Below are 21,263 nucleotides of genomic sequence, written 5' to 3' on the forward strand. Positions count from 1 at the left end.
ACCCTGCCCCCTTTTAAATTCCAGTACTACTTCTATTTTGAGTCTCCTCTGATAGTTGGAAAGCTTTATGCAATGCATTTACAGCTTTTGTCATATCCTCTTGTTTTACTAAAACCCAAATAGTCGTATGGCTGTCTGCGGATTGTAGTATTTGAATTCCTTGATCTGACAAAGCAGTTACAATTTTAGATGTAACTCCTGGAACACCGTTCATGCCTGCTCCAACAGTCGAGACCTTAGCACAATTTCTTGTAACCAGAGGTTCGTACCCAAGGTTTTCCAATACATCAATCGCCTTTTCAGTCATCTCACCAGATACTGTATACACAACACCATTTGGCGTGATATTAAAGAAATCAACGCTTATTTTTGCATTAGCCATAGCTTTAAACACTTTCGTTTGTAAATCATATTGACCTTTGCTTGCTTGAACCTTTATTTGTGTTACACCTGAAACATGCGCAATTCCAGTAATTAACCTTTCCTTCACATCTCTACCTTTACTTCCTTTTTCAATAGAAGTGACAAGCGTCCCAGGCAAATCGGAATAGGTTGATCTTACACGAATAGGAACATTCGCTTGCATTGCAATTTCCACAGCTCTTGGGTGAATAACTTTTGCTCCTTGATAGGCCATGTTACAGATCTCAGTATATGTTACAACAGATAGCGGTCTGGCATCTTCTACGATTCGAGGGTCTGCAGTCATTACTCCCTCAACATCTGTAAAAATGTCAATCCATTTTGCATTTAACGCTGCCCCCAGCGCAGCAGCCGAAGTATCACTTCCACCCCTGCCTATCGTAGTAACATCCCCATTCTTAGCCACTCCCTGAAAACCAGTCACAACAACAACGTCGTGTTGCTCCAGTTCATTTTGGAGACGATCACATTTCATATCAATAATTTTCGCATTTGTATAGTCATCTGATGTGCGGAAACCAGCTTGCGCTCCTGTTAGAGCTGTAGCTTTAATCCCATGACTATTTAGCATTTCGGAGAACACAACACTTGAAATAATTTCTCCACAAGATAAAAGCATATCTATTTCACGGTTACTAACTTTTGCAAGATTGTTGTCAATTAACCCAAGTAAGGTATCCGTTGAATAAGGATCACCTAAGCGACCCATAGCCGATACAACAACAACAACTTTGTTTCCTTCGTCCAGTGCATTTTGTATATGCTTTCTAGCTAAATGTCTTGTTTTCTCATCCTTTACAGATGTTCCACCAAATTTTTGGACGATGATGTTCATATTTACACCCCATATAATTAATAAGTCTATAGGACACTACTAATTATTTATTTTACTAAACCGAGTTTTACTAAGCTTTCTGCAATTTGGACTGAATTCCACGCAGCACCTTTTAAAAGGTTATCAGATACAATCCACATGTGAAAACCAGTAGGACGGTCTAAGTCTTTACGAATTCTACCGACAAACACATCATTTTTCCCTACACAATCAGCAGGCATTGGGTAAAGCTGTTGCGAAGGATCATCCTGTAATACAACTCCAGGAGCTTTGCTTAGTAATTCCTTAATATCAACTGCTGACACATTTTCTTCATCTATTTCAATATAAACAGACTCAGAGTGTCCTGTTACAACTGGTAGTCGTACACAAGTAGCTGCTACGTGCAACTCAGGATAAGTCATAATCTTTTTAGTCTCATTAATCATTTTCATTTCTTCTGTTGTAAAACCATTGTCTTCAAATTTATCAATTTGAGGAATAGCATTAAAGGCAATTTGGTAATGCTTTTTGTCAGACTTAACAGGTAATACTTGAGGAGTAAACTCTCTTCCCTCTAATATTGCTTGAGCCTGATCTTTTAATTCTGTAATAGCTGCATCTCCGGCACCTGACACTGCTTGATATGTGGACACAATTATGTTTTTTAATCCGAATTTTTGTCTAATTGGTTCAAGTGCTACAACCATTTGAATTGTTGAACAATTTGGATTAGCAATTATTCCATTATGATTTTTAAGCTCTGCTTCATTTACTTCAGGTACGATTAAAGGTACATCCTTATCCATTCTAAACGCACTTGTATTATCTATAACAATAGCACCATGCTTTACAGCCTCAGGTGCTAATTCTTTTGATACACTTCCTCCAGCACTAAATAAAGCAATATCTACCCCTTCGAAGCTTTCCGGAGTGGCTGCTTCCACAACTAGGTCTTTGCCTTTGAATCGTACTGTTTTTCCTGCGGAGCGTTCTGATGATAAAAGTGTAAGTTTTGCAATAGGGAAGTCGCGGCTTTCCAGAGTTTGAATCATTTGTGTACCTACTGCACCGGTTGCTCCAACTACTGCTACATGTAACCCATTCGGTTGTGCCATTATTATTACCCCTCCAAAAATCAAAAATAAACGTTGTTCATTTTTTACCAGTAAAATATATTTTATCATATTCACGTAGTAAAGAAGAGAAGAATTTTACTACATAAATAAAATCATTCTTCTCTTCTTATTGTAACAGTTCAATTTCTTATTCGCTATCTCGAAATTTCTCAATAATAACAGGCTGCAGTTGCTTACCTTCCATTGCAGCAAGTACAGTGTCTTGAAGCAATCCCATACGCGCGACCATCGAGTTTGGCTTTTTCATTGGTGCATCTTGGCCGTAAGGGATAAAATAGATATTTTTCGTAGCCATCAAACGCATTAAATTTACACCGTTTAACCCTAGTGCATCGTTTGTAGATATTCCAAGTACAACTGGACTTAGATTTCTTAGGGTTGCTTTAGCAGCCATTAAGACAGGAGAGTCTGTCATTGCATTTGCGAACTTGCTCATTGAATTCCCAGTAAATGGTGCAATGACCATACAATCTAGAGGGATTTTTGGACCAAGTGGTTCGGCTGCAACGATTGAATCAATCACTTTATTCCCGGTAATCTCTTCTACCCGTTTAATCCAATCTTCGCCTTTTCCAAAACGTGTTGTCGTCGTTTTAACTGTATTTGAAACAACAGGTAATACATCTGCACCTTCTTTTACAAGCTTCTCTATCTCTGGCATTACTTCATCATACGTACAATGAGAACCTGTTAAACCAAAACCAATACGTTTTCCCTTAAATTTCATATTATTTCTCCTCTCTTTTATGGTGCTCTAAAAGGATTTGTGACAAAACATTGGCAACAATTTGACCAGCCGTTTTAGGTGCAACGATACCAGGAAGACCTGGTGCTAATAATGCCTTGATCCCACGTTTTTCTGCATACCTAAAATCTGTTCCACCTGGCTTAGAAGCAAGGTCGACGATAAGGGTATGAGCCGGCATTTTTGAGATAACACTGGCTGTTACAATAAGGTGTGGGATTGTATTTATACACACATCAGCATCCGAAACAATTTCCGATAAATCATCTAAGTGAAAAGGCTCTAACCCCATCTCAGTGATTCGAGCGATATGTTCTGACTTTCTAGCTCCAACTTTTACTTTTGCTCCTAGTGCGCTAAATGTACGTGCAACACTCATTCCAACTCTTCCAAGACCGAGTACAACCACCTTTGAATTATGAATTGTTATATCGGTATGCTGAATAACCATCATTATGGTTCCTTCAACTGTCGGGATGGAATTATAGATTGCAACATCGTCCCGCTCAAATAATTTAACAAGCTTTCGATTGTTCTTACTTACAATGGAATCTAGATAACTGTTACTAATGCCGGAAAAAATAACACAATCTTCAGGTGTCTTTGCAATAATTTCCTCTGTCAGAATTACTTTTTCATTAGAAAATATCGTTTCAACTTGCCCCTCACCGTTCGTTCCAGGAACAGGCAGAATCATAGCATTTATATCTGAAAAATCAACTTCATCAATTTGCTCTTTCGAAGCACCTGTGAAACCATGATCTAATTGATCAAAGCCGATTAACGAAATCTTCGCATCTAATTCTAATAATTTGCGAATAACTTCTAACTGCCTTGCATCCCCGCCAATAACAGCAATGTGCATACCAGTTAACATGTTTTCACCTTCTCTTTTATAAAAATCTTCCTAATCAAATTCATTTACTTAAACATCTTATGAGAAACGCACATAATCGGTGAATAGAAAGTCGAGGTGTTAGGAGAATTAAAAGAGGACAAAAAAAATTGACCCCTAAGGGTCAACTTATAAGAATCTATTCACTAAAGTTTTTATTTGCCGTGTATTCATCAGGAATATCAATAATAATCATGTCTGTACCAATTTTTTTAATATGTTTCCAAGGGACTCTTACTTCATTCCCATGTTTTCGAAAACCAAACCACTTTAATGATGGGATAATTAACGCGTTTATTTGGCCCGTTTGCTCGTTAATTTCTAGATCAGTTTGCCCTAATACCCCAAGGCGTTCTGCTCTCTTAACATCAACTATTTCCTTGCCACTTAATTCACTAAGCCTCATATTGTTTCCTCCTCGATAGTCATTACTATATACTATCGAAGTAGTCCAATTTTTAGAAGTAAATGGAGAGATTTACATTCCTTTTGGTAATTGATCATTTGGACCAACTAAGGCAGCAGAATAATTATCTGTAAAGATGCGATTAGATAGTTCATTCACGCTATCTTCATTAACTAAGTTTAGCTTTTCAATGATTTCATCAAGGGTTCTATGTTGTTTTAGTAACAATTCATTCTTTCCATTACGACTCATCCTACTATTAGTGCTCTCTAGACTAAGCATTAGATTACCCTTCATTTGCTCCTTGCTGTTTTTAAGCTCTTTCGTCGTGATACCATCTTTTTTTAGTTTATCTAGTGTCGACTGGATTGTTTCAAACAATAAATCTAATTGATTGCTTCCAGTACCTCCATAGACCGTAAGCATTCCGCTGTCTTGGTAAGAGGAATGATAGGAGAAAACCGAATAAGCTAATCCACGTTGCTCACGAACTTCTTGGAATAAACGGCTGCTCATACTACCGCCTAAGATATTATTTAACACAATTAAATTATAGATGTCTTTGTCTCCAACTTGAAGCCCATCAAAGCCAATACATAAGTGGGCTTGTTCTGTATCCTTTTTCCTTGCAACACGATTCGAATGAAAACTTGGCTTTTCAAACACTTGTTTCTTATGATTAGAAGTAAACGTACCAAAGTAGTTTTCAATTTCCTTTATAAAACCTTCATCAATATTACCAGCAACTGAAACAACGACATTCTCCGGAATGTATGTTTCTTTCATATATTGCCTTAAAGAATCACCATTAAAAGTTTCAAGTGTAGAGTCTGTTCCCAGAATTGGATATCCTAGTGGATGCTGCTCATAAGTCGCCTTGCTTAATAAGTCATGCACAATATCATCAGGTGTATCTTCATACATTTTAATTTCTTCATAAACTACATTCTTTTCCTTTTTAAGCTCTTCTTCGTCAAATGTTGAGTTGAAAAACATATCAGCAAGCACTTCTAAGGCATAGCTAGAATGTTCATCAAGAACCTTTGCATAATAGCATGTATATTCCTTTGATGTGAAAGCATTTACTTGTCCACCAATACTATCAAAGGACTCAGCAATCTCCCTAGCAGAACGTGTGCTGGTTCCTTTGAAGAACATATGCTCTAGAAAATGTGAAATTCCATTATTTTGGCTCGTTTCATTTCTTGATCCAGTTCCAATCCAAACACCGATTGCGACTGAACGAACGGTAGGGATATTTTCTAATACAATACGAACGCCATTATTGCATGTGTACTTTTTTATCAATGTATTGCCTCCTGACATAGACCTTCTATTTTTAATTCAAATGTTATTCGCTTAATCTCTCTTCACTCAGCAAAGTGGATACATTACTAATAGAGTATTCCTTCTTTTTAAGTGCTAGAATCAATGTCTCTAGAGCTGATGCAGTAGATTCAGTTGGATGCATTAGCACGAGTGCTCCAGGATGAATTTTCCCTGTCACTCGATTTATAATTACACTTGGCTGCGGCCTTTGCCAATCTATTGTATCAACACTCCAGAGGATTGTCCTCATATTTGACTCAGATGCGATTTTAACGACCTCGGGTCGAAAGCTCCCACTTGGTGGTCCGAATAAGGTAGGTTGCTTTCCAATCGTTGCTTCAATAACTTTATTTGTTTTCGTTAATTGTTCACGAACTTGTTCTGATGGAAGCGTTTTTAAATCAGGATGGGTATAGGAGTGATTACCTACTTCATGACCAGCATCACTAATCATTTTAGCAATTTCAGGATTTTCCTTAACCCATCTACCTTCAAGGAAAAAAGATGCTTTTACATTGTGCTTTTTTAGAGTCTCAAGCATGCTTGGTATATACTCATTTCCCCAAGCAACATTAATAATAAATGAAACCATCTTCTTTTTTGGGTTCCCTCGATAAATAGGTTCAGCTGGTAAGTCTTTTAATTTAACTTTTGGTTCTATTTGCTTTAAGACTAACTTCGCCTCATCAAATACACCATCTTTTTTCATTTTTTTATACGAAGCTTCAATATCAACTTTGAGACCATTATAGCCGGGAGTTGCTTTCCAAACTGGGTCAATCTTTGCATCAATTGCCGGTATCTCATATTGTGATGCATTATCAACTATTTCCTTATATAAGGAATCTTGCTTGATATCGGCCGCTTCAACTAAAATTGGTTGTTTAACTTCTCCAGAGAGAATTAAAAACATAACCATAAGTACTGTAATTGTTATGCGTTGCTTTCTCATCGAACTCTTCCTCCTTTAAAGTATTTCACGGTATAGGAATACTTTAGTTTTCGTTGAAAGGAAGAATTTTATTACATACTTACTAAATCACTCAAAATTATGTAAGCAATGATTTTCACTTTAAATTAACAGGAAAAAAGACCTGGGGTTACCAGGTCCCAATTACGACTCTTGTTTTTCTTTTTGTTCACGCAAAACAACCTTGCGAGATAGGTTGACACGTCCTTGTTTGTCAATCTCCATAACCTTAACAAGAATTTCATCTCCGATTGAGACTACATCCTCCACTTTGCCTACTCTTTCTTCAGCAAGCTCAGAGATATGAACTAATCCATCTTTTCCACTAAATAACTCTACGAATGCACCAAATTTCTCAATTCGTTTAACTTTTCCAAGATACATTTGTCCAACTTCCACTTCACGTACAATATCCTCAATAATTTTCTTCGCTTTTTCATTCATCGCTTGATCTACTGAAGAAATGAAAACTGTACCATCTTGTTCAATGTCAATTTTAACACCTGTTTCATCAATAATCTTATTGATTTGTTTACCGCTAGGTCCAATAACATCACGAATTTTATCAGGGTTAATTTTCATTGTTAAGATTTTTGGAGCGTATTTAGACAATTCTTGTTTTGGTTCATTGATTGTACGTAACATAGATTCTAAAATTTCCATACGACCAGTTTTAGCTTGTAGTAGTGCTTCTTCTAGAATTTGTTTAGACAATCCTTCTATTTTGATATCCATTTGAATGGCAGTTACACCATTTGAAGTACCGGCCACTTTAAAGTCCATATCGCCGAGGTGGTCTTCCATTCCTTGAATATCCGTTAGAACTGTATAATGTTCATCCTTTTTAATAAGTCCCATTGCAATACCAGCAACTGGTGCCTTAATAGGAACCCCAGCATCCATCATTGCTAACGTACTTGCACAAATACTTGCTTGAGAAGTAGAACCATTTGACTCTAATACTTCTGAAACTAAACGTATAGTATACGGGAAATCCTTTTCAGATGGAATAACTGGCTCAAGAGCACGTTCACCAAGTGCACCGTGACCGATTTCTCTACGACCTGGTCCTCTCATAGGTCCAGTTTCACCTACACTGAATAACGGGAAGTTATAATGATGCATAAAACGCTTGGACTCTTCAATTCCAAGCCCGTCCAAAATCTGAACATCACCTAACGCACCTAGGGTACAAATACTTAAAGCCTGTGTTTGACCTCTTGTAAATAAGCCTGACCCATGTGTACGTGGCAATAAACCAATCTCTGAAGATAATGGGCGAATTTCATCCGGCTTTCTACCATCTGGTCTAATTTTCTCAACCGTTATTAGTCGACGAACTTCTTCTTTAACAAGTTTACCTAAAATTTCTTTTACTTGTTTAAGCGTTTGATCATCTGCTTCTTGTTCTTCATATTTTGCAATGACAGCTGCTTTCACTTCACTAATCGCATCTTCTCTAGCATGCTTCTCATGAACCTGAACTGCGCTGTTTATATCTTTTTCTGCAAGTTCACGTACTGATTGCTCCAAGTTCTTGTCTACTTCATATAATTGAATTTCTCTTTTTTCTACACCGACCGCTTCCATAATTTTTTCTTGGAAAGCAATTAATTTTTTTATTTCTTCATGTCCGAACATGATTGCCTCAAGCATTACCTCTTCAGGAACCTCATCTGCTCTAGCTTCAACCATGTTAATAGCATCCTTAGTTCCTGCTACTACTAAATGAATATCACTTTTTTCTAATTGTTCAACAGATGGATTAATAACAAACTCATTGTCAATTCTGCCTACAATCACTCCAGCAATGGGTCCTTCAAATGGAATATCCGATACACATAGTGATAAAGAAGATCCAAACATAGCTGCCATTTCAGACGAGCAGTTTTGGTCCACACTCATGACAATACTGATTACCTGAACCTCATTACGGAATCCATCCGCAAATAAAGGACGTATTGGTCGATCAATCAGTCTACTAGCTAAAATTGCTTTTTCACTAGGTCGTCCTTCACGCTTAATAAAACCACCAGGGATTTTACCCACTGCATACAAGCGTTCCTCATAGTTAACAGTTAACGGGAAGAAATCTAAATTTTTTGGTTCTTTTGAAGCGGTTGAAGTACTTAATACGACAGTTTCACCATAACGTACTAATACTGAACCACTTGCTTGCTTTGCTAGTTGGCCTATTTCAACAGTAAGCTCACGACCAGCCCACTCAGTGGAAAATACTTGTTTTCCTTGATCCATATTTTGTGCCCCTCTCTATATGTACATTTTTAAGAATATTATAAGTATTTTATCTATAAAAAAACGATGATTGTTTGATCATTGTTCTCTTTTCATTATTAACAACTATAGTTGAAACTATATTTTATGTATAGTATGGACAAAAGTTATTCAACATAACAATTTAAAACTAGAATATGCACCGTAAAAATATGCTAATAAAAAAGCGGGAATTCTCCCGCTTTCTTTACATTATCTACGTAAACCAAGTTTAGTAATTAGTTCACGGTAACGAGTTACGTCTTTGTTACGAAGGTAGTTTAGTAAATTACGACGTTTACCAACCATCTTCAATAGACCACGACGTGAATGATGGTCCTTCTTGTGAGTACGTAAGTGTCCGTTTAAGTTATTAATTTCCTCAGTTAGGACAGCAATTTGAACTTCTGGAGATCCAGTATCAGTATCATGTGTTCTGTATTCACTGATTAGTTCATTCTTGCGCTCTTGTGTGATAGCCATCCTATTTCACCTCCTAATATTGTAATCCCCTATTACCGAGCAAGCGTTGGTGATTCGACTTGCCAAGCAACGGTTCTATAGTACGTTTATTAGAATACAACTTTTTACCTTAAAAAGCAAGTCTCGTGTGACATTTTCTCAAAATAGAGCTTCGTTTCATCTCTATCTTCATTAATTTGCTTTACTAATTCTGCAACATTGGCAAACTTTTTCTCTGATCTAATTCGTGTGTGCCATTCAATTGTAATTTCTTGATCATAAATAGACTCATCAAAATCAAAAATGTGCACCTCAATTGTAGGTACCTTTTTATCCTTATGGAAGGTTGGCTTAAAGCCAATATTACATACTCCAAAGTACCAGATTGAACTTACACACACTCTTACAGCATAGACTCCTACTGGTGGTGTAATATATCCTTCTTTTACATCTAGGTTTGCTGTGGGAAAACCTATTGTTCTACCTCTTTTATCACCATGAACAACTTTTCCTGTGTGGGTAAAATATCTACCTAACAAATTATATACCTCAGCAATTTGACCATTATTAATAAGTTGTCTAATTAAGGTTGAACTAATTTTCGTTTCACCGTGAGTTTGTTTTTCTATAGTTGTTTGTTCGAATTCACCACGAGAGTGAAAAGGCAGTGTCTCCATTGTCCCTTTCCCTAATCTACCATAGCTAAAATCAAAGCCTGCTACAACATGCTTTACATTCAGCCCAATAATGTAATCATCTACGAATTCTTGTGGTAATAAATTGGCAAACTCTTCATTAAAGGTAACAATATATAGAATATCAATTCCTAACTCCTCGATAATAGCTGCTTTCTCTTCAATGGTAGTTAGTAGGTCCACCTTTTTCCTTCCGTTAGCAAGAACAACAGATGGATGAGGGTCAAAAGTCATAACCGCACTAGAAAATTGATGATGAGATGCTATATTTATAGCTTCATTTATAACAGATTGATGACCTTTATGGACTCCATCAAAATATCCTAATGCTAAAACTGTGTTTGGGAGTTCTTTCTTACTTAATTGGTGTGGATGAGATATATAAATAATTTTCACGTATTTTTCACCTAGCTATGCTTTTAGTTCTTGAGCATTTACTAATACCTTTACCGGCTTCATTACATTGGGTTTGCTAGGATGTTTTTCATAAATTGCAATCGTATCCCCAGCCTCATTCAATAGTGTAAATGGTTCTCCACTATCTAATGAAGAAAACTTTTCCGGAATGGCAAGTACTGCCCCATTTTGTACTTTCCCTGCTACTTTATCATTAATTGTTAGATTCGGCAAATGAGAAAGTGCGGCTTCAATAGGATACAAGGCCTGATTAATGTCCCCTATTTGAATTAAATCTTCAATTTCTGCAAATGATAAACAGTTTTCTAGATGGAATTGCCCTGATGCAGTTCGAACTAGGTCTGACATATGCGCAGGATAACCTAATTTTTCTCCTATAGTTACCGCAAGAGTTCTAACATAAGTTCCCTTGCTGCCTGTGACACGAAAACGAAAAGAGATTGTCCCATCATTACTTTCAAAAAGCTGGCGGTTATCTAATAACACTAGTTCTGAGATAGTAATCTGTCTTGAGGGTCTTTCAACCTCAATTCCTTGTCTTGCATACTCATAAAGCCTCTTACCATTGACTTTAACTGCTGAGTACATTGGTGGTGTTTGCGTAATCTTTCCCGTTAGCGAGCGGAGAGTTTCTTCAATTTGTTCCTTAGTAAAGGTTTCATTCACTGTTTTTCGTTCTACTACTTCACCTGAGGCATCTTCAGTTGTGGTTGAATACCCAATTGTGACTTCTCCCTCATATATCTTATCCGCACCAGTAATATATTCAACAACCTTTGTTGCTCTGCCTATACAGATTGGCAACACTCCAGTAACATCCGGATCTAGGGTACCAGTATGTCCCACTTTTTTAATTTTCAATAACTTCCTTACTTTAAAAACACAATCATGGGATGTCATCCCTTTAGGCTTATTTAATAAAAGTATACCATCCATGTCTATGTAACAACTCCTTATATAGCAATAAAAAGGATAGACTCTAAAGCCTATCCTCTTATCAATCAATCTTGATTCGATTGTTTATTAATTTCATGAAGTAATGTATCAATTCGATTTCCGTAATTGATGGATTCGTCGAATTCAAATGAAATTTCAGGTGTTTTTCTTAAACGTATACGCTGACCAATTTCAGAACGGATAAATCCTTTAGCTTTTGCAAGACCTTTTAACGTATTTTCCTTCTGCTCATCATCTCCAAGAACCGAAATAAACACTTTGGCCTGCTGCAAATCTCCAGTTACCTCAACATCTGTAACAGTCACAAATCCAATCCTTGGGTCTTGGATTTTACGTCCAATGATCTCACCTAATTCTTTTTTCATTTGTTCTCCCACACGAGTAGGTCGTAAACTCATTATCATCACCTCGATTAAAGCCACTCAAATTCTGTAATCGTTCGTTCGATTTCTGGGAAAGAATCAATCAGGCCTATGGCATGGTTCAATTCTATTTCAGTTGTTTTTCGACTTGACGAAACAACTGCCATGGCAAGCTTTGTTCGTTGCCAGGTATCCTGAAAATCAACTTCCGACACTGTAATATTATATTTCTGTCTAAGCCGAGTAATAATCCTCTGCAAAACAGCTCGTTTTTCCTTTAAGGAATGAGCATCGTAGATTATGCATTCACACTCTACATACCCTATCATCCATTACGCACGCTCAATTTCTTCCATAACAAACGCCTCAATGATATCGCCCTCTTTGATATCATTGAATTTCGTAATTGTAATTCCACATTCATAGTTACGTGCAACTTCCTTCACGTCATCTTTAAAGCGTTTTAATGTATCAATTTCACCTTCAAAAATAACGACTCCATCACGAATGATGCGCACACCACTATCACGAGTGATTTTACCTTCAGTTACGTAACAACCAGCAATGGTTCCAACTTTTGAAACCTTAAAAGTATTACGAACTTCTGCTTGACCAATCACTTTTTCTTGGAATTCTGGGTCTAACATACCTTTCATTGCAGCTTCTATTTCTTCAATTGCTTTATAAATAATACGGTGTAAACGAATATCAACGTTTTCAACATCTGCAGTTCTCTTTGCACCAGCATCAGGACGAACGTTAAATCCAATTACAATCGCATTAGAAGCAGATGCTAGTATAATATCTGATTCAGTAATTGCCCCTACACCTGTATGAATGATTTTAACCTTTACGCCTTCAACATCAATCTTTTGTAAAGATGCTGCTAATGCCTCTGTAGACCCTTGAACGTCAGCTTTAACAATTAGGTTAATTTCTTTCATTTCACCTTGTTTGATTTGCTCAAATAAATCCTCAAGGCTTACACGGTTTCCTGAACCACGTTGTTCAACAAGCTGTTTTTGAAGTCTAGCTTCCCCTACAGAACGAGCTGTTTTCTCATCATCAAATACAAGGAACTGGTCTCCTGCTTGTGGTACATCATTTAATCCTGTTATTTCAACAGGTGTAGACGGACCCGCTTCTTTAACTCTGCGTCCAAGGTCATTTACCATTGCACGTACGCGTCCAAATGTGTTACCAACAACAATAGGATCACCTACGCGTAATGTTCCGTTTTGAACTAGAAGTGTAGCAACTGACCCTCTACCTTTATCAAGCTGAGCTTCAATAACTGTACCTGTAGCATTAGCATTTGGATTAGCTACTAACTCTTCAACCTCAGTTACTAAAAGAATCATCTCAATAAGTGAGTCAATACCTTCTCCTGTTAATGCTGATAGTGGTACAAAAATCGTCTCTCCACCCCAAGCCTCTGGAACTAAGCCGTGGTCTGTTAATTCTTGCATTACACGGTCAGGATTTGCAGATGGTTTATCCATTTTATTAACAGCAACGATAATTGGTACCTCTGCAGCTTTCGCGTGATTAATTGCCTCAACTGTTTGTGGCATTACACCATCATCTGCAGCTACAACTAGGATTGTAATATCGGTTACTTGAGCACCCCTAGCACGCATTGTTGTGAAGGCTGCGTGCCCTGGTGTATCAAGAAACGTAATTTTCTTTCCACTTTGCACAATTTGGTATGCACCAATATGCTGAGTAATTCCTCCAGCTTCACCTTCTGTTACTTTTGTGTTACGGATCGAGTCTAGTAACGTTGTTTTACCATGGTCAACGTGACCCATTATAGTAACAACAGCCGGACGCTCTACAAGGTCTTCAGGTTTTTCTTCATTAATATATCCTTCAAACTCTGTTTTTTCATACACAATTTCTTCTTCTACTTGAACGCCATATTCACCTGCGATTAACTCAATTGTATCTTTATCTAAGTCTTGGTTAATCGTAGCCATAACACCAAGCATAAGGAGCTTCTTAATGATTTCAGAAGGTTCTTTCCCTAATTCTTTTGCCAACTCGCCTACTGTTAGAGAGCCAACGAATGTAATTTTTTCTGGTAATTTCTTCTCAGGCTTCTTTGGAGCAACCTGTTGATTTTGGTGTTGATTATACTTGTTTTTATTGTTGTTATTGTTCTTATTTTTATTCTTGTTAAATACTTTTTTCTCTACCTGTTGGCTTTGTTGAGCACCCTTTTTACTATCTGTTTGCTTTGGTGCTGCCTTTTTGATTGGCTCCACTTTTTTTACAGGCGCAACATCATCTTCATCATCAAATGATTTTGCTACAGGCTTTTGTTTTGTATTTCCCTTAGCCTTGTCTTCATCAATTTTCCCGGCTTCCGGTTTCTTATTATAAGTTTCATCTAACTTTATCACTACATCATCTTCTATTGTCGCCATATGATTATTAACCTCGATGTCCATTTCTTTTAACTTAGAAATTATTTCTTTGCTTGAGATGTTTTGTTTTTTTGCATATTCATAAACTCTCATTTTACTCATATGTTCACCCCCAAATAAATTAATCGAGCAAAGACATCAATTTATTGGCAAACCCACTGTCGGTAACAGCAACAACTACTCTAGCATCTTTTCCGATCGCTTGACCTAGCATGTAACGGTCATTTACAGAGCGAAGTGGTATTTGATAGTAGGTACATTTGTCACTAATTTTTTTTGTAGTATTTGCTGATGCATCCTCCGATAATAAAACTAGCTTTGCACGTGAATTACGAATTTCTTTAATAACTAGTTCTTCACCTGAAACGATTCTTCTTGCTCGACTGGAAAGACCTAACAATGACATCCATTCTTTATTACTCATTTCCTGCAATATTCTCCTTATCAACCAATTGAATTAATTCATCGTATAACTCATCAGGAATTGAGACTTTTAATTGGTTTGCAAGAATGTTTTTCTTTTTAGCTAGTGAAATAAGGTCTTTATCTAAGCTGATGTAAGCTCCCCTTCCGGCCTTCTTGCCTGTTGGGTCAATAGAGACCTCTCCCTCTTTGGAACGTACAATTCTTACTAACTCTTTTTTGTTTTCATTTCACCACTAGCCACACATTTTCGTAACGGAACTTTTTTACGAGTTACCATTTTATATCACCTCTCACTCGATTTCTTTTAAATGTAAATCGAATGTATCATCAGTGTCATCGTTTTCCTCTTCAAAGAGAGAAATACCCTCTCTTGGAAAAATACCGGATTCTTCTGCTTCTGATTGGCTCTTAATATCTATCTTCCAGCCCGTAAGCTTTGCAGCTAAACGTGCATTTTGACCACGTTTTCCAATAGCTAACGAAAGTTGATAATCTGGAACAACAACTGTTGTTGCTTTCTCAGCTTCATTAACCATTACATCTAGAACTTTAGACGGACTTAATGCATTCGCCACAAAAACAACTGGATCGTCTGACCATCTTACTATATCAACCTTCTCACCTTTAAGTTCATTAACTATGGCCTGGACACGTTGACCTTTTGGTCCTACACATGAACCTACTGGATCAACCTCTTCATTGTCAGAATGGACGGAAATTTTCGATCTGTCTCCCGCTTCTCTTGCAACTGATCTAATCTCTACAGTACCGTCATAGATTTCAGGAACTTCTATTTCAAATAATCTTTTCAAAAGACCAGGGTGAGTTCTAGAAACGAAGATTTGAGGTCCTTTTGTTGTTTTTTCAACTTTTGTTATATAAACCTTAATGCGGTCATGAGGCTTATATTTCTCATTTGGCATTTGTTCATTTGCAGGTAAAAGGGCTTCAATTTTACCTAAGCTTACATAAATGAATTTTGAATCAAGACGCTGAACAATACCAGTCATAATATCATCTTCGCGATCCATAAACTCCGAATAAATTACGCCTCGCTCTGCTTCTCTAACACGCTGTGTAACTACTTGCTTTGCTGTTTGAGCGGCAATACGCCCGAAGTCCTTTGGCGTAACTTCAATTTCAAGTACATCGTTGACTTGATAATTCGGGTTAATCAATCTGGCTTCATCAATAGAAATTTCAAGACGTGAATCATACACTTCATCAACAACATCTTTTCTTGCAAATACTCTCATGGAGCCATTTTCAAGATTTAAATCTACTCTCACGTTTTGTGCCTGATTAAAATTACGCTTATAAGCAGATATCAAAGCAGCTTCAATTGCCTCGATTAATACATCACTACTTATGCCCTTTTCTTTCTCGAGTAATGTTAAGGCATCTAAAAGTTCACTACTCATTCGTATTACATCCCCCTTTATTACTACTTTAATGGCTAAATAATTAGTTGAAAGTTACAGCTAGTCTTGCACTTGCAATCTTTTCGTATGGTATTTCAATGGCTTTCTTTCTCGTTTTAATCGTAACTGTAATTGTTACAGTATTTCCATCAAAGGAAGTTAATTCACCTTCAAAAACCTTTTCACCATCTAATGGCTCATACGTTTTGATATAGACTTGTTTACCTAATGAATTATGGAAATCCTTTTCTTTTTTCAATGGACGTTCTGCTCCGGGCGAGGACACTTCAAGGAAGTAGTTGTATGGAATAGGATCAATTTCATCAAGCTTTTCACTTAATCGTTCACTCACTACTCCACATTCCTCAATATCAATTCCCTTGGGAGAATCGATAAAAACACGTAGAAACCAATTCTTACCCTCTTTGACATACTCAACATCAACTAGTTCAAGACCTAATTCTTCTAAAATAGGTATCACTAAATCTTCTACGGTTTGTGTTACCTTTTGACTCATGTTATTCCTCCTTAGTTTTAACAAGGAACTTTCCTAAAATTATTTTGGTGTGAAAAGACCCTGCTATGATAGCAGGGAACAAGTGTAACACTATATAGCTAAAATGCGACTGATGATGACTCGAAATTATGTAATAGCACTAAAAACACCCTCACATCAACAAGAAAGAGTGGGTTTCCCCACTCCTTTTACCTAAACTATTAATAGTATTTCCATAAAAACTATAACATAACCGTTATTCTATTGCAAATTAAACAATATTTTGTACTAGAAAAGCGACAATTGATTTTGCTCTGGAAGAGATTGCAAGCAACCTTGACTGTCTAAGTATTCTAAGATTGTCTTTGAAACCTTTCCGCGCTTTTGGAGATCCTCTTTTGACAAGAACTCTCCTTCTGCCCTCGCTTTAACAATGTTAATTGCAGCATTCGTCCCTAAGCCAGCTATCGAATTAAATGGTGGAATTAATGATTTACCATCAATTATAAACTCTGATGCACTTGAACGGTACAAATCCACCTTCTGGAAGGAATATCCTCTTTCACACATCTCTAAAGCTAATTCTAATACTGTTAATAAATTTTTCTCTTTCGGAGATGCATCTAGTCCCTTCACATTTATTTCATCAATTCTGGCTTTAATCGAACTAGAGCCACGATTCATCACATCTATCTCAAAATCATCTGCACGAACTGTAAAATACGCTGCATAGTAAAGTAACGGATGATGCACTTTGAAGTAAGCAATCCTTACCGCCATTAGAACATAGGCAGCAGCATGGGCCTTAGGGAACATATACTTAATTTTTAAACATGAATCAATGTACCAACTTGGAACATTGTTCTTTTTCATTTCATCAATAAACTCATCAGAAAGTCCTTTACCTTTACGAACAGATTCCATAATTTTAAAAGCTAACGATGGTTCTAATCCCTTATAGATTAAATAAACCATGATATCATCACGACATCCAATAACTTCACTTAGAGTACATGTTTGGTTATGAATTAACTCCTGTGCATTGCCAAGCCATACGTCTGTACCATGTGATAATCCTGAAATTTGAACTAATTCAGAGAAGGTCGTAGGCTTCGTATCTTCAAGCATTTGCCTAACAAACCTTGTACCAAATTCAGGTATTCCTAGTGTTCCGGTCTTACACATAATTTGTTCTTCCGTAACACCTAATGATTCCGTTCCGCTGAAAATCTTCATTACTTCTGGATCATCTGTAGGTATCGTTTTAGGATCAATCCCGCTTAAATCCTGTAGCATCCTGATAACTGTAGGATCATCGTGTCCTAAAATATCAAGTTTTAATAGGTTATCATGGATGGAATGGAAGTCAAAGTGAGTTGTTTTCCATTCTGATGTTGAATCATCCGCCGGAAACTGAATCGGTGAGAAATCATATATATCCATATAATCAGGAACAACTATAATCCCACCTGGATGCTGACCAGACGTTCTTTTAACACCAGTACATCCCGATACAAGTCGGTCAATTTCAGCACCTCTTAAGATTAGGTTGTTGTCATTCGCATATCCCTTCACATATCCATAAGCTGTTTTCTCAGCAACGGTTCCAATTGTTCCCGCTCTAAATACATATTCTTCACCGAATAACACCTTTGTATAATTGTGTGCACGTGGTTGATATTCACCTGAAAAGTTAAGATCGATATCAGGCACCTTATCTCCTTTAAATCCAAGGAAGGTTTCGAATGGAATATCATGCCCATCTTTATTATATTTGCCACCACATTTAGGGCAGTCTTTGTCTGGTAAGTCAAAACCAGAGCCGACAGAGCCATCATTAAAGAACTCAGAATCCTTACACGTCGGGCATACATAATGTGGTGGTAAAGGATTAACTTCGGTAATTTCAGTTAAAGTTGCCACTAGCGATGACCCGACAGAACCACGTGAACCTACAAGATACCCGTCGTCTAGAGATTTTTTAACTAGTTTATGAGAAATCAGATAAATAACTGCAAACCCATGACCAATAATACTTTTCAGTTCTTTTTCAATTCTTTTCTCTACAATCTCTGGTAATTCATCCCCATAGATTGACCTCGCACGGTCATAACTCATTTGCCTAATTTCATCATCGGCACCTTCAATTTTAGGAGTGTAAAGGTCATCTTTAATTGGTTTAATTTCATCAATTCCATCAGCAATTTTTTGCGTGTTTGTTACAACAATTTCATGTGCCTTTTCACGATCCAAAAACGAGAAGCACTCCATCATCTCATCTGTTGTTCTAAAATGAACATGTGGTAAAGAGTGACGGTTTAAAGGGTTGGCACCACCTTGTGAACCGATTAATATCTTACGATAGGTGTGATCCACTGGATTCAAATAATGGACATTCCCTGTCGCTACAACCGGCTTGTCCAGTTTTTCACCTAATTTAACAATGTTAGCAATAATTTCTTTCAGTGACTTAGTATTGTGCACTAGCTCTAACTCAATTAGATGTTTGTAATTATCAGGTGGCTGAACTTCGATATAGTCATAAAAAGATGCAATCTCTTCCACCTCTTCAGGAGATTTCTGCATCATTCCTTCGAATATTTCTCCCTTGTCACAAGCGGAACCAACTATAATGCCCTCACGATACCTCTGTAGTACAGACCTTGGAATTCTAGCAACTCTATAAAAATAGTCAATATGTGAAATAGATACTAGCTTGAAAAGATTTTTCAACCCTGTATCATTTTTTGCCAGCAATGTGACATGAAAAGGTCTGGACCTTTGGTATGCCTTACCTTTCCCCATGTTGTCATTTAACTGATCATGATACTCAATCCCTTGCTCTAAGGCATCCTTTAACATTTTAACTAATAAATATCCCGTTGCCTCTGCATCATAAATCGCCCGGTGATGTTGAGTGAGTTCAATATCAAATTTCTTACACAATGTGTTTAATCGGTGGTTCTTTAGATCAGGTAATAGAAATCGTGCAAGTTCTAGCGTATCAATAACTGGATTCATTACCTTCTCGAAACCAATCTTTTTATAACCTACATTTAGGAATCCCATATCGAAGCTTGCATTATGAGCAACAAAAATATCGTCGCCACACCAAGCATGGAATTTTTTTAAGACTTCAGATACATCAGGGGCATCCCTTACCATATCATCAGTGATACCAGTTAAGTTTATTGTAGTTGCAGAAAGTGGATGGTGTGGATTTGCGAATGCTTCAAAGCGGTCAATTATTTCTCCGCCTTTAATTTTTACGGCAGCAAGTTCAATAATCTTATCATAAACAGCTGACAATCCTGTTGTTTCTACGTCAAAAACAATAAACGTATCTTCCTGTAATAATCGATGCTGTGGATTATAAGCAATCGGTACACCATCATCAACGACATTTGCTTCTAATCCATAAAGAATTTTAACCCCATGTTTTTTCCCTGCTGAATAGGCTTCAGGGAAAGATTGAACGACACCGTGGTCTGTTACAGCAAGTGCTTTATGGCCCCATTTACTCGCTTGTTCAATATATTTGCTCACTGAGGTGACTGCATCCATTTGACTCATTGGAGTGTGCAGATGTAACTCGACTCTTTTTTCATCTGGTTTAGCTGAATCTTCACGACCTTTTGGTTTAATTTCATTAATGTCATTTGCTATCATTACAAGGTCCCGAACAAAGGTATCATTTTGAATACTACCTCTAACCTTAACCCACATACCTTTTTTTACAGATTGTAGTAAAGTCACGTCTTCTTTATCTCGTGAAAACATTTTAACAAGTATAGAACTTGTATAGTCAGTAACTTTAAACGTTAGTAAAGAACGGCCACTTCGTAATTCTCTTGTTTCTGCATCAAAGATATACCCTTGTACTGCTATACGACGTTCTTCATCATGAATAGATTCTATGTTTCTCAATTCTTCGTCATCTTTAATCGTATAACCAATTGTTAGAGGTCCTGAATGCTCTGCTGGATTGTCTTTATCTTTTTCCTTTTTATTCATCTCAGTGACAGCAAGTAGTGCTTTTGCCTGATCTTCTTGTTGCTTTTGTATCAGAAACTTCTCATATTCTTGCTGATCAGCCTTTACCTCTGTCTCAAGTTGAAAGCTTGGAAAACCTAAATCTTGATAAGAATCAGCAATTAATTTTGTATATTTACGCTTAATAGCTATAGCTTCAGTCTCATTTTTAGTTTTTACAATAAGCTTTAACCCTTGTAGGACTGGGACTTGTTCATTTAATAATGCTAAAAGTGGAGGGGCAATTCCATCCATCTCTTGTAGACAGATTGTCCAATATGATTGAACCAGTTCCTCTGTAAATTGTTGATTTCTTACCCTTATTGAAAATGAAATTTTAGCAATATGAGCAAAGGACTTTTGTAGTCTCATGTAAAATAATTGATAAACATCAATTGGTATGATGTTTTCTACAACAAAATGAAAGTGCCATGATTTTTTCTCTTTTTGAATTACTAACTTTGCAATTTCTGCTTTATTAAAATACTTAACAGGTTCATCATCTGTTAACCCAATTTGCTGTAGTAGGAGCTTAAATTTATCTATCTGCTCTGACTCAATCCGATCCAAT

Annotated in this window: 18 protein-coding genes and 1 pseudogene; all 19 read right to left on the minus strand. The window is 36.9% G+C overall.

Annotated features, from left to right (window positions below; genetic code table 11):
• Nucleotides 1–13 precede the first annotated feature (13 nt).
• Nucleotides 14–1,258, minus strand: a complete 1,245-nt coding sequence (dapG, locus tag J2Z26_RS06225) for an aspartate kinase (protein ID WP_193536568.1) — start codon at nt 1,256–1,258, stop codon at nt 14–16.
• Between the two features lie 47 nt (nt 1,259–1,305).
• Entirely contained in the window at nt 1,306–2,355 is a 1,050-nt protein-coding gene (asd, locus tag J2Z26_RS06230; protein WP_193536570.1) for an aspartate-semialdehyde dehydrogenase, read from the minus strand.
• A 148-nt stretch (nt 2,356–2,503) separates the two neighbouring features.
• Nucleotides 2,504–3,103 carry a dipicolinate synthase subunit B gene (locus J2Z26_RS06235; protein WP_193536572.1) on the minus strand — a complete coding sequence of 200 codons (600 nt, stop codon included), beginning with the start codon at nt 3,101–3,103 and terminating at the stop codon, nt 2,504–2,506.
• A gap of 1 nt (nt 3,104) precedes the next feature.
• Nucleotides 3,105–3,998: a dipicolinic acid synthetase subunit A gene (dpaA, locus tag J2Z26_RS06240; RefSeq protein ID WP_193536574.1), complete on the minus strand. Its 894-nt coding sequence runs from the start codon at nt 3,996–3,998 to the stop codon at nt 3,105–3,107.
• A gap of 157 nt (nt 3,999–4,155) precedes the next feature.
• Entirely contained in the window at nt 4,156–4,422 is a 267-nt protein-coding gene (locus tag J2Z26_RS06245; RefSeq protein WP_193536576.1) for a YlmC/YmxH family sporulation protein, read from the minus strand.
• A 72-nt stretch (nt 4,423–4,494) separates the two neighbouring features.
• Nucleotides 4,495–5,730 (minus strand): M16 family metallopeptidase, encoded by a 1,236-nt coding sequence (locus J2Z26_RS06250; RefSeq protein WP_193536578.1) that lies wholly within the window; start codon nt 5,728–5,730, stop codon nt 4,495–4,497.
• 43 nt (nt 5,731–5,773) lie between these two features.
• Nucleotides 5,774–6,703, minus strand: coding sequence for a polysaccharide deacetylase family protein (locus J2Z26_RS06255; RefSeq protein WP_406565555.1), 930 nt, complete (start codon nt 6,701–6,703; stop codon nt 5,774–5,776).
• Between the two features lie 162 nt (nt 6,704–6,865).
• On the minus strand, nt 6,866–8,977 hold the full coding sequence (pnp, locus tag J2Z26_RS06260) for a polyribonucleotide nucleotidyltransferase (protein ID WP_193472816.1): 2,112 nt from the start codon (nt 8,975–8,977) through the stop codon (nt 6,866–6,868).
• A 231-nt stretch (nt 8,978–9,208) separates the two neighbouring features.
• Nucleotides 9,209–9,478 (minus strand): 30S ribosomal protein S15, encoded by a 270-nt coding sequence (gene rpsO, locus J2Z26_RS06265; RefSeq protein ID WP_193472815.1) that lies wholly within the window; start codon nt 9,476–9,478, stop codon nt 9,209–9,211.
• A gap of 104 nt (nt 9,479–9,582) precedes the next feature.
• Nucleotides 9,583–10,548, minus strand: coding sequence for a bifunctional riboflavin kinase/FAD synthetase (gene ribF, locus J2Z26_RS06270; protein WP_193536580.1), 966 nt, complete (start codon nt 10,546–10,548; stop codon nt 9,583–9,585).
• Nucleotides 10,549–10,563: 15 nt separating this feature from the next.
• The gene (truB, locus tag J2Z26_RS06275) at nt 10,564–11,505 is read right to left on the minus strand and encodes a tRNA pseudouridine(55) synthase TruB (RefSeq protein ID WP_193536582.1); all 942 of its coding nucleotides are present in this window, start codon (nt 11,503–11,505) and stop codon (nt 10,564–10,566) included.
• 65 nt (nt 11,506–11,570) lie between these two features.
• Nucleotides 11,571–11,924 (minus strand): 30S ribosome-binding factor RbfA, encoded by a 354-nt coding sequence (gene rbfA / locus J2Z26_RS06280; RefSeq protein ID WP_193536584.1) that lies wholly within the window; start codon nt 11,922–11,924, stop codon nt 11,571–11,573.
• A 14-nt stretch (nt 11,925–11,938) separates the two neighbouring features.
• Nucleotides 11,939–12,217, minus strand: a complete 279-nt coding sequence (locus J2Z26_RS06285; protein ID WP_193536586.1) for a DUF503 domain-containing protein — start codon at nt 12,215–12,217, stop codon at nt 11,939–11,941.
• Nucleotides 12,218–12,220: 3 nt separating this feature from the next.
• Nucleotides 12,221–14,419, minus strand: a complete 2,199-nt coding sequence (gene infB / locus J2Z26_RS06290) for a translation initiation factor IF-2 (RefSeq protein ID WP_193536588.1) — start codon at nt 14,417–14,419, stop codon at nt 12,221–12,223.
• A gap of 19 nt (nt 14,420–14,438) precedes the next feature.
• A complete protein-coding gene (locus tag J2Z26_RS06295) occupies nt 14,439–14,741 on the minus strand; it encodes a YlxQ family RNA-binding protein (RefSeq protein ID WP_193536590.1) in 303 nt (100 codons plus the stop codon).
• Nucleotides 14,734–15,020: pseudogene (gene rnpM, locus J2Z26_RS06300) on the minus strand (RNase P modulator RnpM). The gene J2Z26_RS06295 and the pseudogene rnpM overlap by 8 nt, the downstream one beginning before the upstream one ends.
• 13 nt (nt 15,021–15,033) lie before the next feature.
• On the minus strand, nt 15,034–16,164 hold the full coding sequence (nusA, locus tag J2Z26_RS06305) for a transcription termination factor NusA (protein WP_193536592.1): 1,131 nt from the start codon (nt 16,162–16,164) through the stop codon (nt 15,034–15,036).
• 43 nt (nt 16,165–16,207) lie between these two features.
• On the minus strand, nt 16,208–16,681 hold the full coding sequence (rimP, locus tag J2Z26_RS06310) for a ribosome maturation factor RimP (protein ID WP_193536594.1): 474 nt from the start codon (nt 16,679–16,681) through the stop codon (nt 16,208–16,210).
• 267 nt (nt 16,682–16,948) lie between these two features.
• Entirely contained in the window at nt 16,949–21,253 is a 4,305-nt protein-coding gene (locus tag J2Z26_RS06315) for a PolC-type DNA polymerase III (RefSeq protein ID WP_193537350.1), read from the minus strand.
• Between the last annotated feature and the right edge of the window lie 10 nt (nt 21,254–21,263).

Source organism: Cytobacillus luteolus, from assembly GCF_017873715.1.
Lineage (GTDB): Bacteria > Bacillota > Bacilli > Bacillales > Bacillaceae_L > Bacillus_BV > Bacillus_BV luteola.

What these genes read in the sequence shown, in the direction of transcription:
- dapG (WP_193536568.1), bottom strand. Translation starts at nt 1,258, where the DNA reads ATGAACATCATCGTCCAAAAATTTGGTGGAACATCTGTAAAGGATGAG.
- asd (WP_193536570.1), bottom strand. Translation starts at nt 2,355, where the DNA reads ATGGCACAACCGAATGGGTTACATGTAGCAGTAGTTGGAGCAACCGGT.
- J2Z26_RS06235 (WP_193536572.1), bottom strand. Translation starts at nt 3,103, where the DNA reads ATGAAATTTAAGGGAAAACGTATTGGTTTTGGTTTAACAGGTTCTCAT.
- dpaA (WP_193536574.1), bottom strand. Translation starts at nt 3,998, where the DNA reads ATGTTAACTGGTATGCACATTGCTGTTATTGGCGGGGATGCAAGGCAG.
- J2Z26_RS06245 (WP_193536576.1), bottom strand. Translation starts at nt 4,422, where the DNA reads ATGAGGCTTAGTGAATTAAGTGGCAAGGAAATAGTTGATGTTAAGAGA.
- J2Z26_RS06255 (WP_406565555.1), bottom strand. Translation starts at nt 6,703, where the DNA reads ATGAGAAAGCAACGCATAACAATTACAGTACTTATGGTTATGTTTTTA.
- pnp (WP_193472816.1), bottom strand. Translation starts at nt 8,977, where the DNA reads ATGGATCAAGGAAAACAAGTATTTTCCACTGAGTGGGCTGGTCGTGAG.
- rpsO (WP_193472815.1), bottom strand. Translation starts at nt 9,478, where the DNA reads ATGGCTATCACACAAGAGCGCAAGAATGAACTAATCAGTGAATACAGA.
- truB (WP_193536582.1), bottom strand. Translation starts at nt 11,505, where the DNA reads ATGGATGGTATACTTTTATTAAATAAGCCTAAAGGGATGACATCCCAT.
- rbfA (WP_193536584.1), bottom strand. Translation starts at nt 11,924, where the DNA reads ATGAGTTTACGACCTACTCGTGTGGGAGAACAAATGAAAAAAGAATTA.
- J2Z26_RS06285 (WP_193536586.1), bottom strand. Translation starts at nt 12,217, where the DNA reads ATGATAGGGTATGTAGAGTGTGAATGCATAATCTACGATGCTCATTCC.
- infB (WP_193536588.1), bottom strand. Translation starts at nt 14,419, where the DNA reads ATGAGTAAAATGAGAGTTTATGAATATGCAAAAAAACAAAACATCTCA.
- J2Z26_RS06295 (WP_193536590.1), bottom strand. Translation starts at nt 14,741, where the DNA reads ATGAGTAATAAAGAATGGATGTCATTGTTAGGTCTTTCCAGTCGAGCA.
- nusA (WP_193536592.1), bottom strand. Translation starts at nt 16,164, where the DNA reads ATGAGTAGTGAACTTTTAGATGCCTTAACATTACTCGAGAAAGAAAAG.
- rimP (WP_193536594.1), bottom strand. Translation starts at nt 16,681, where the DNA reads ATGAGTCAAAAGGTAACACAAACCGTAGAAGATTTAGTGATACCTATT.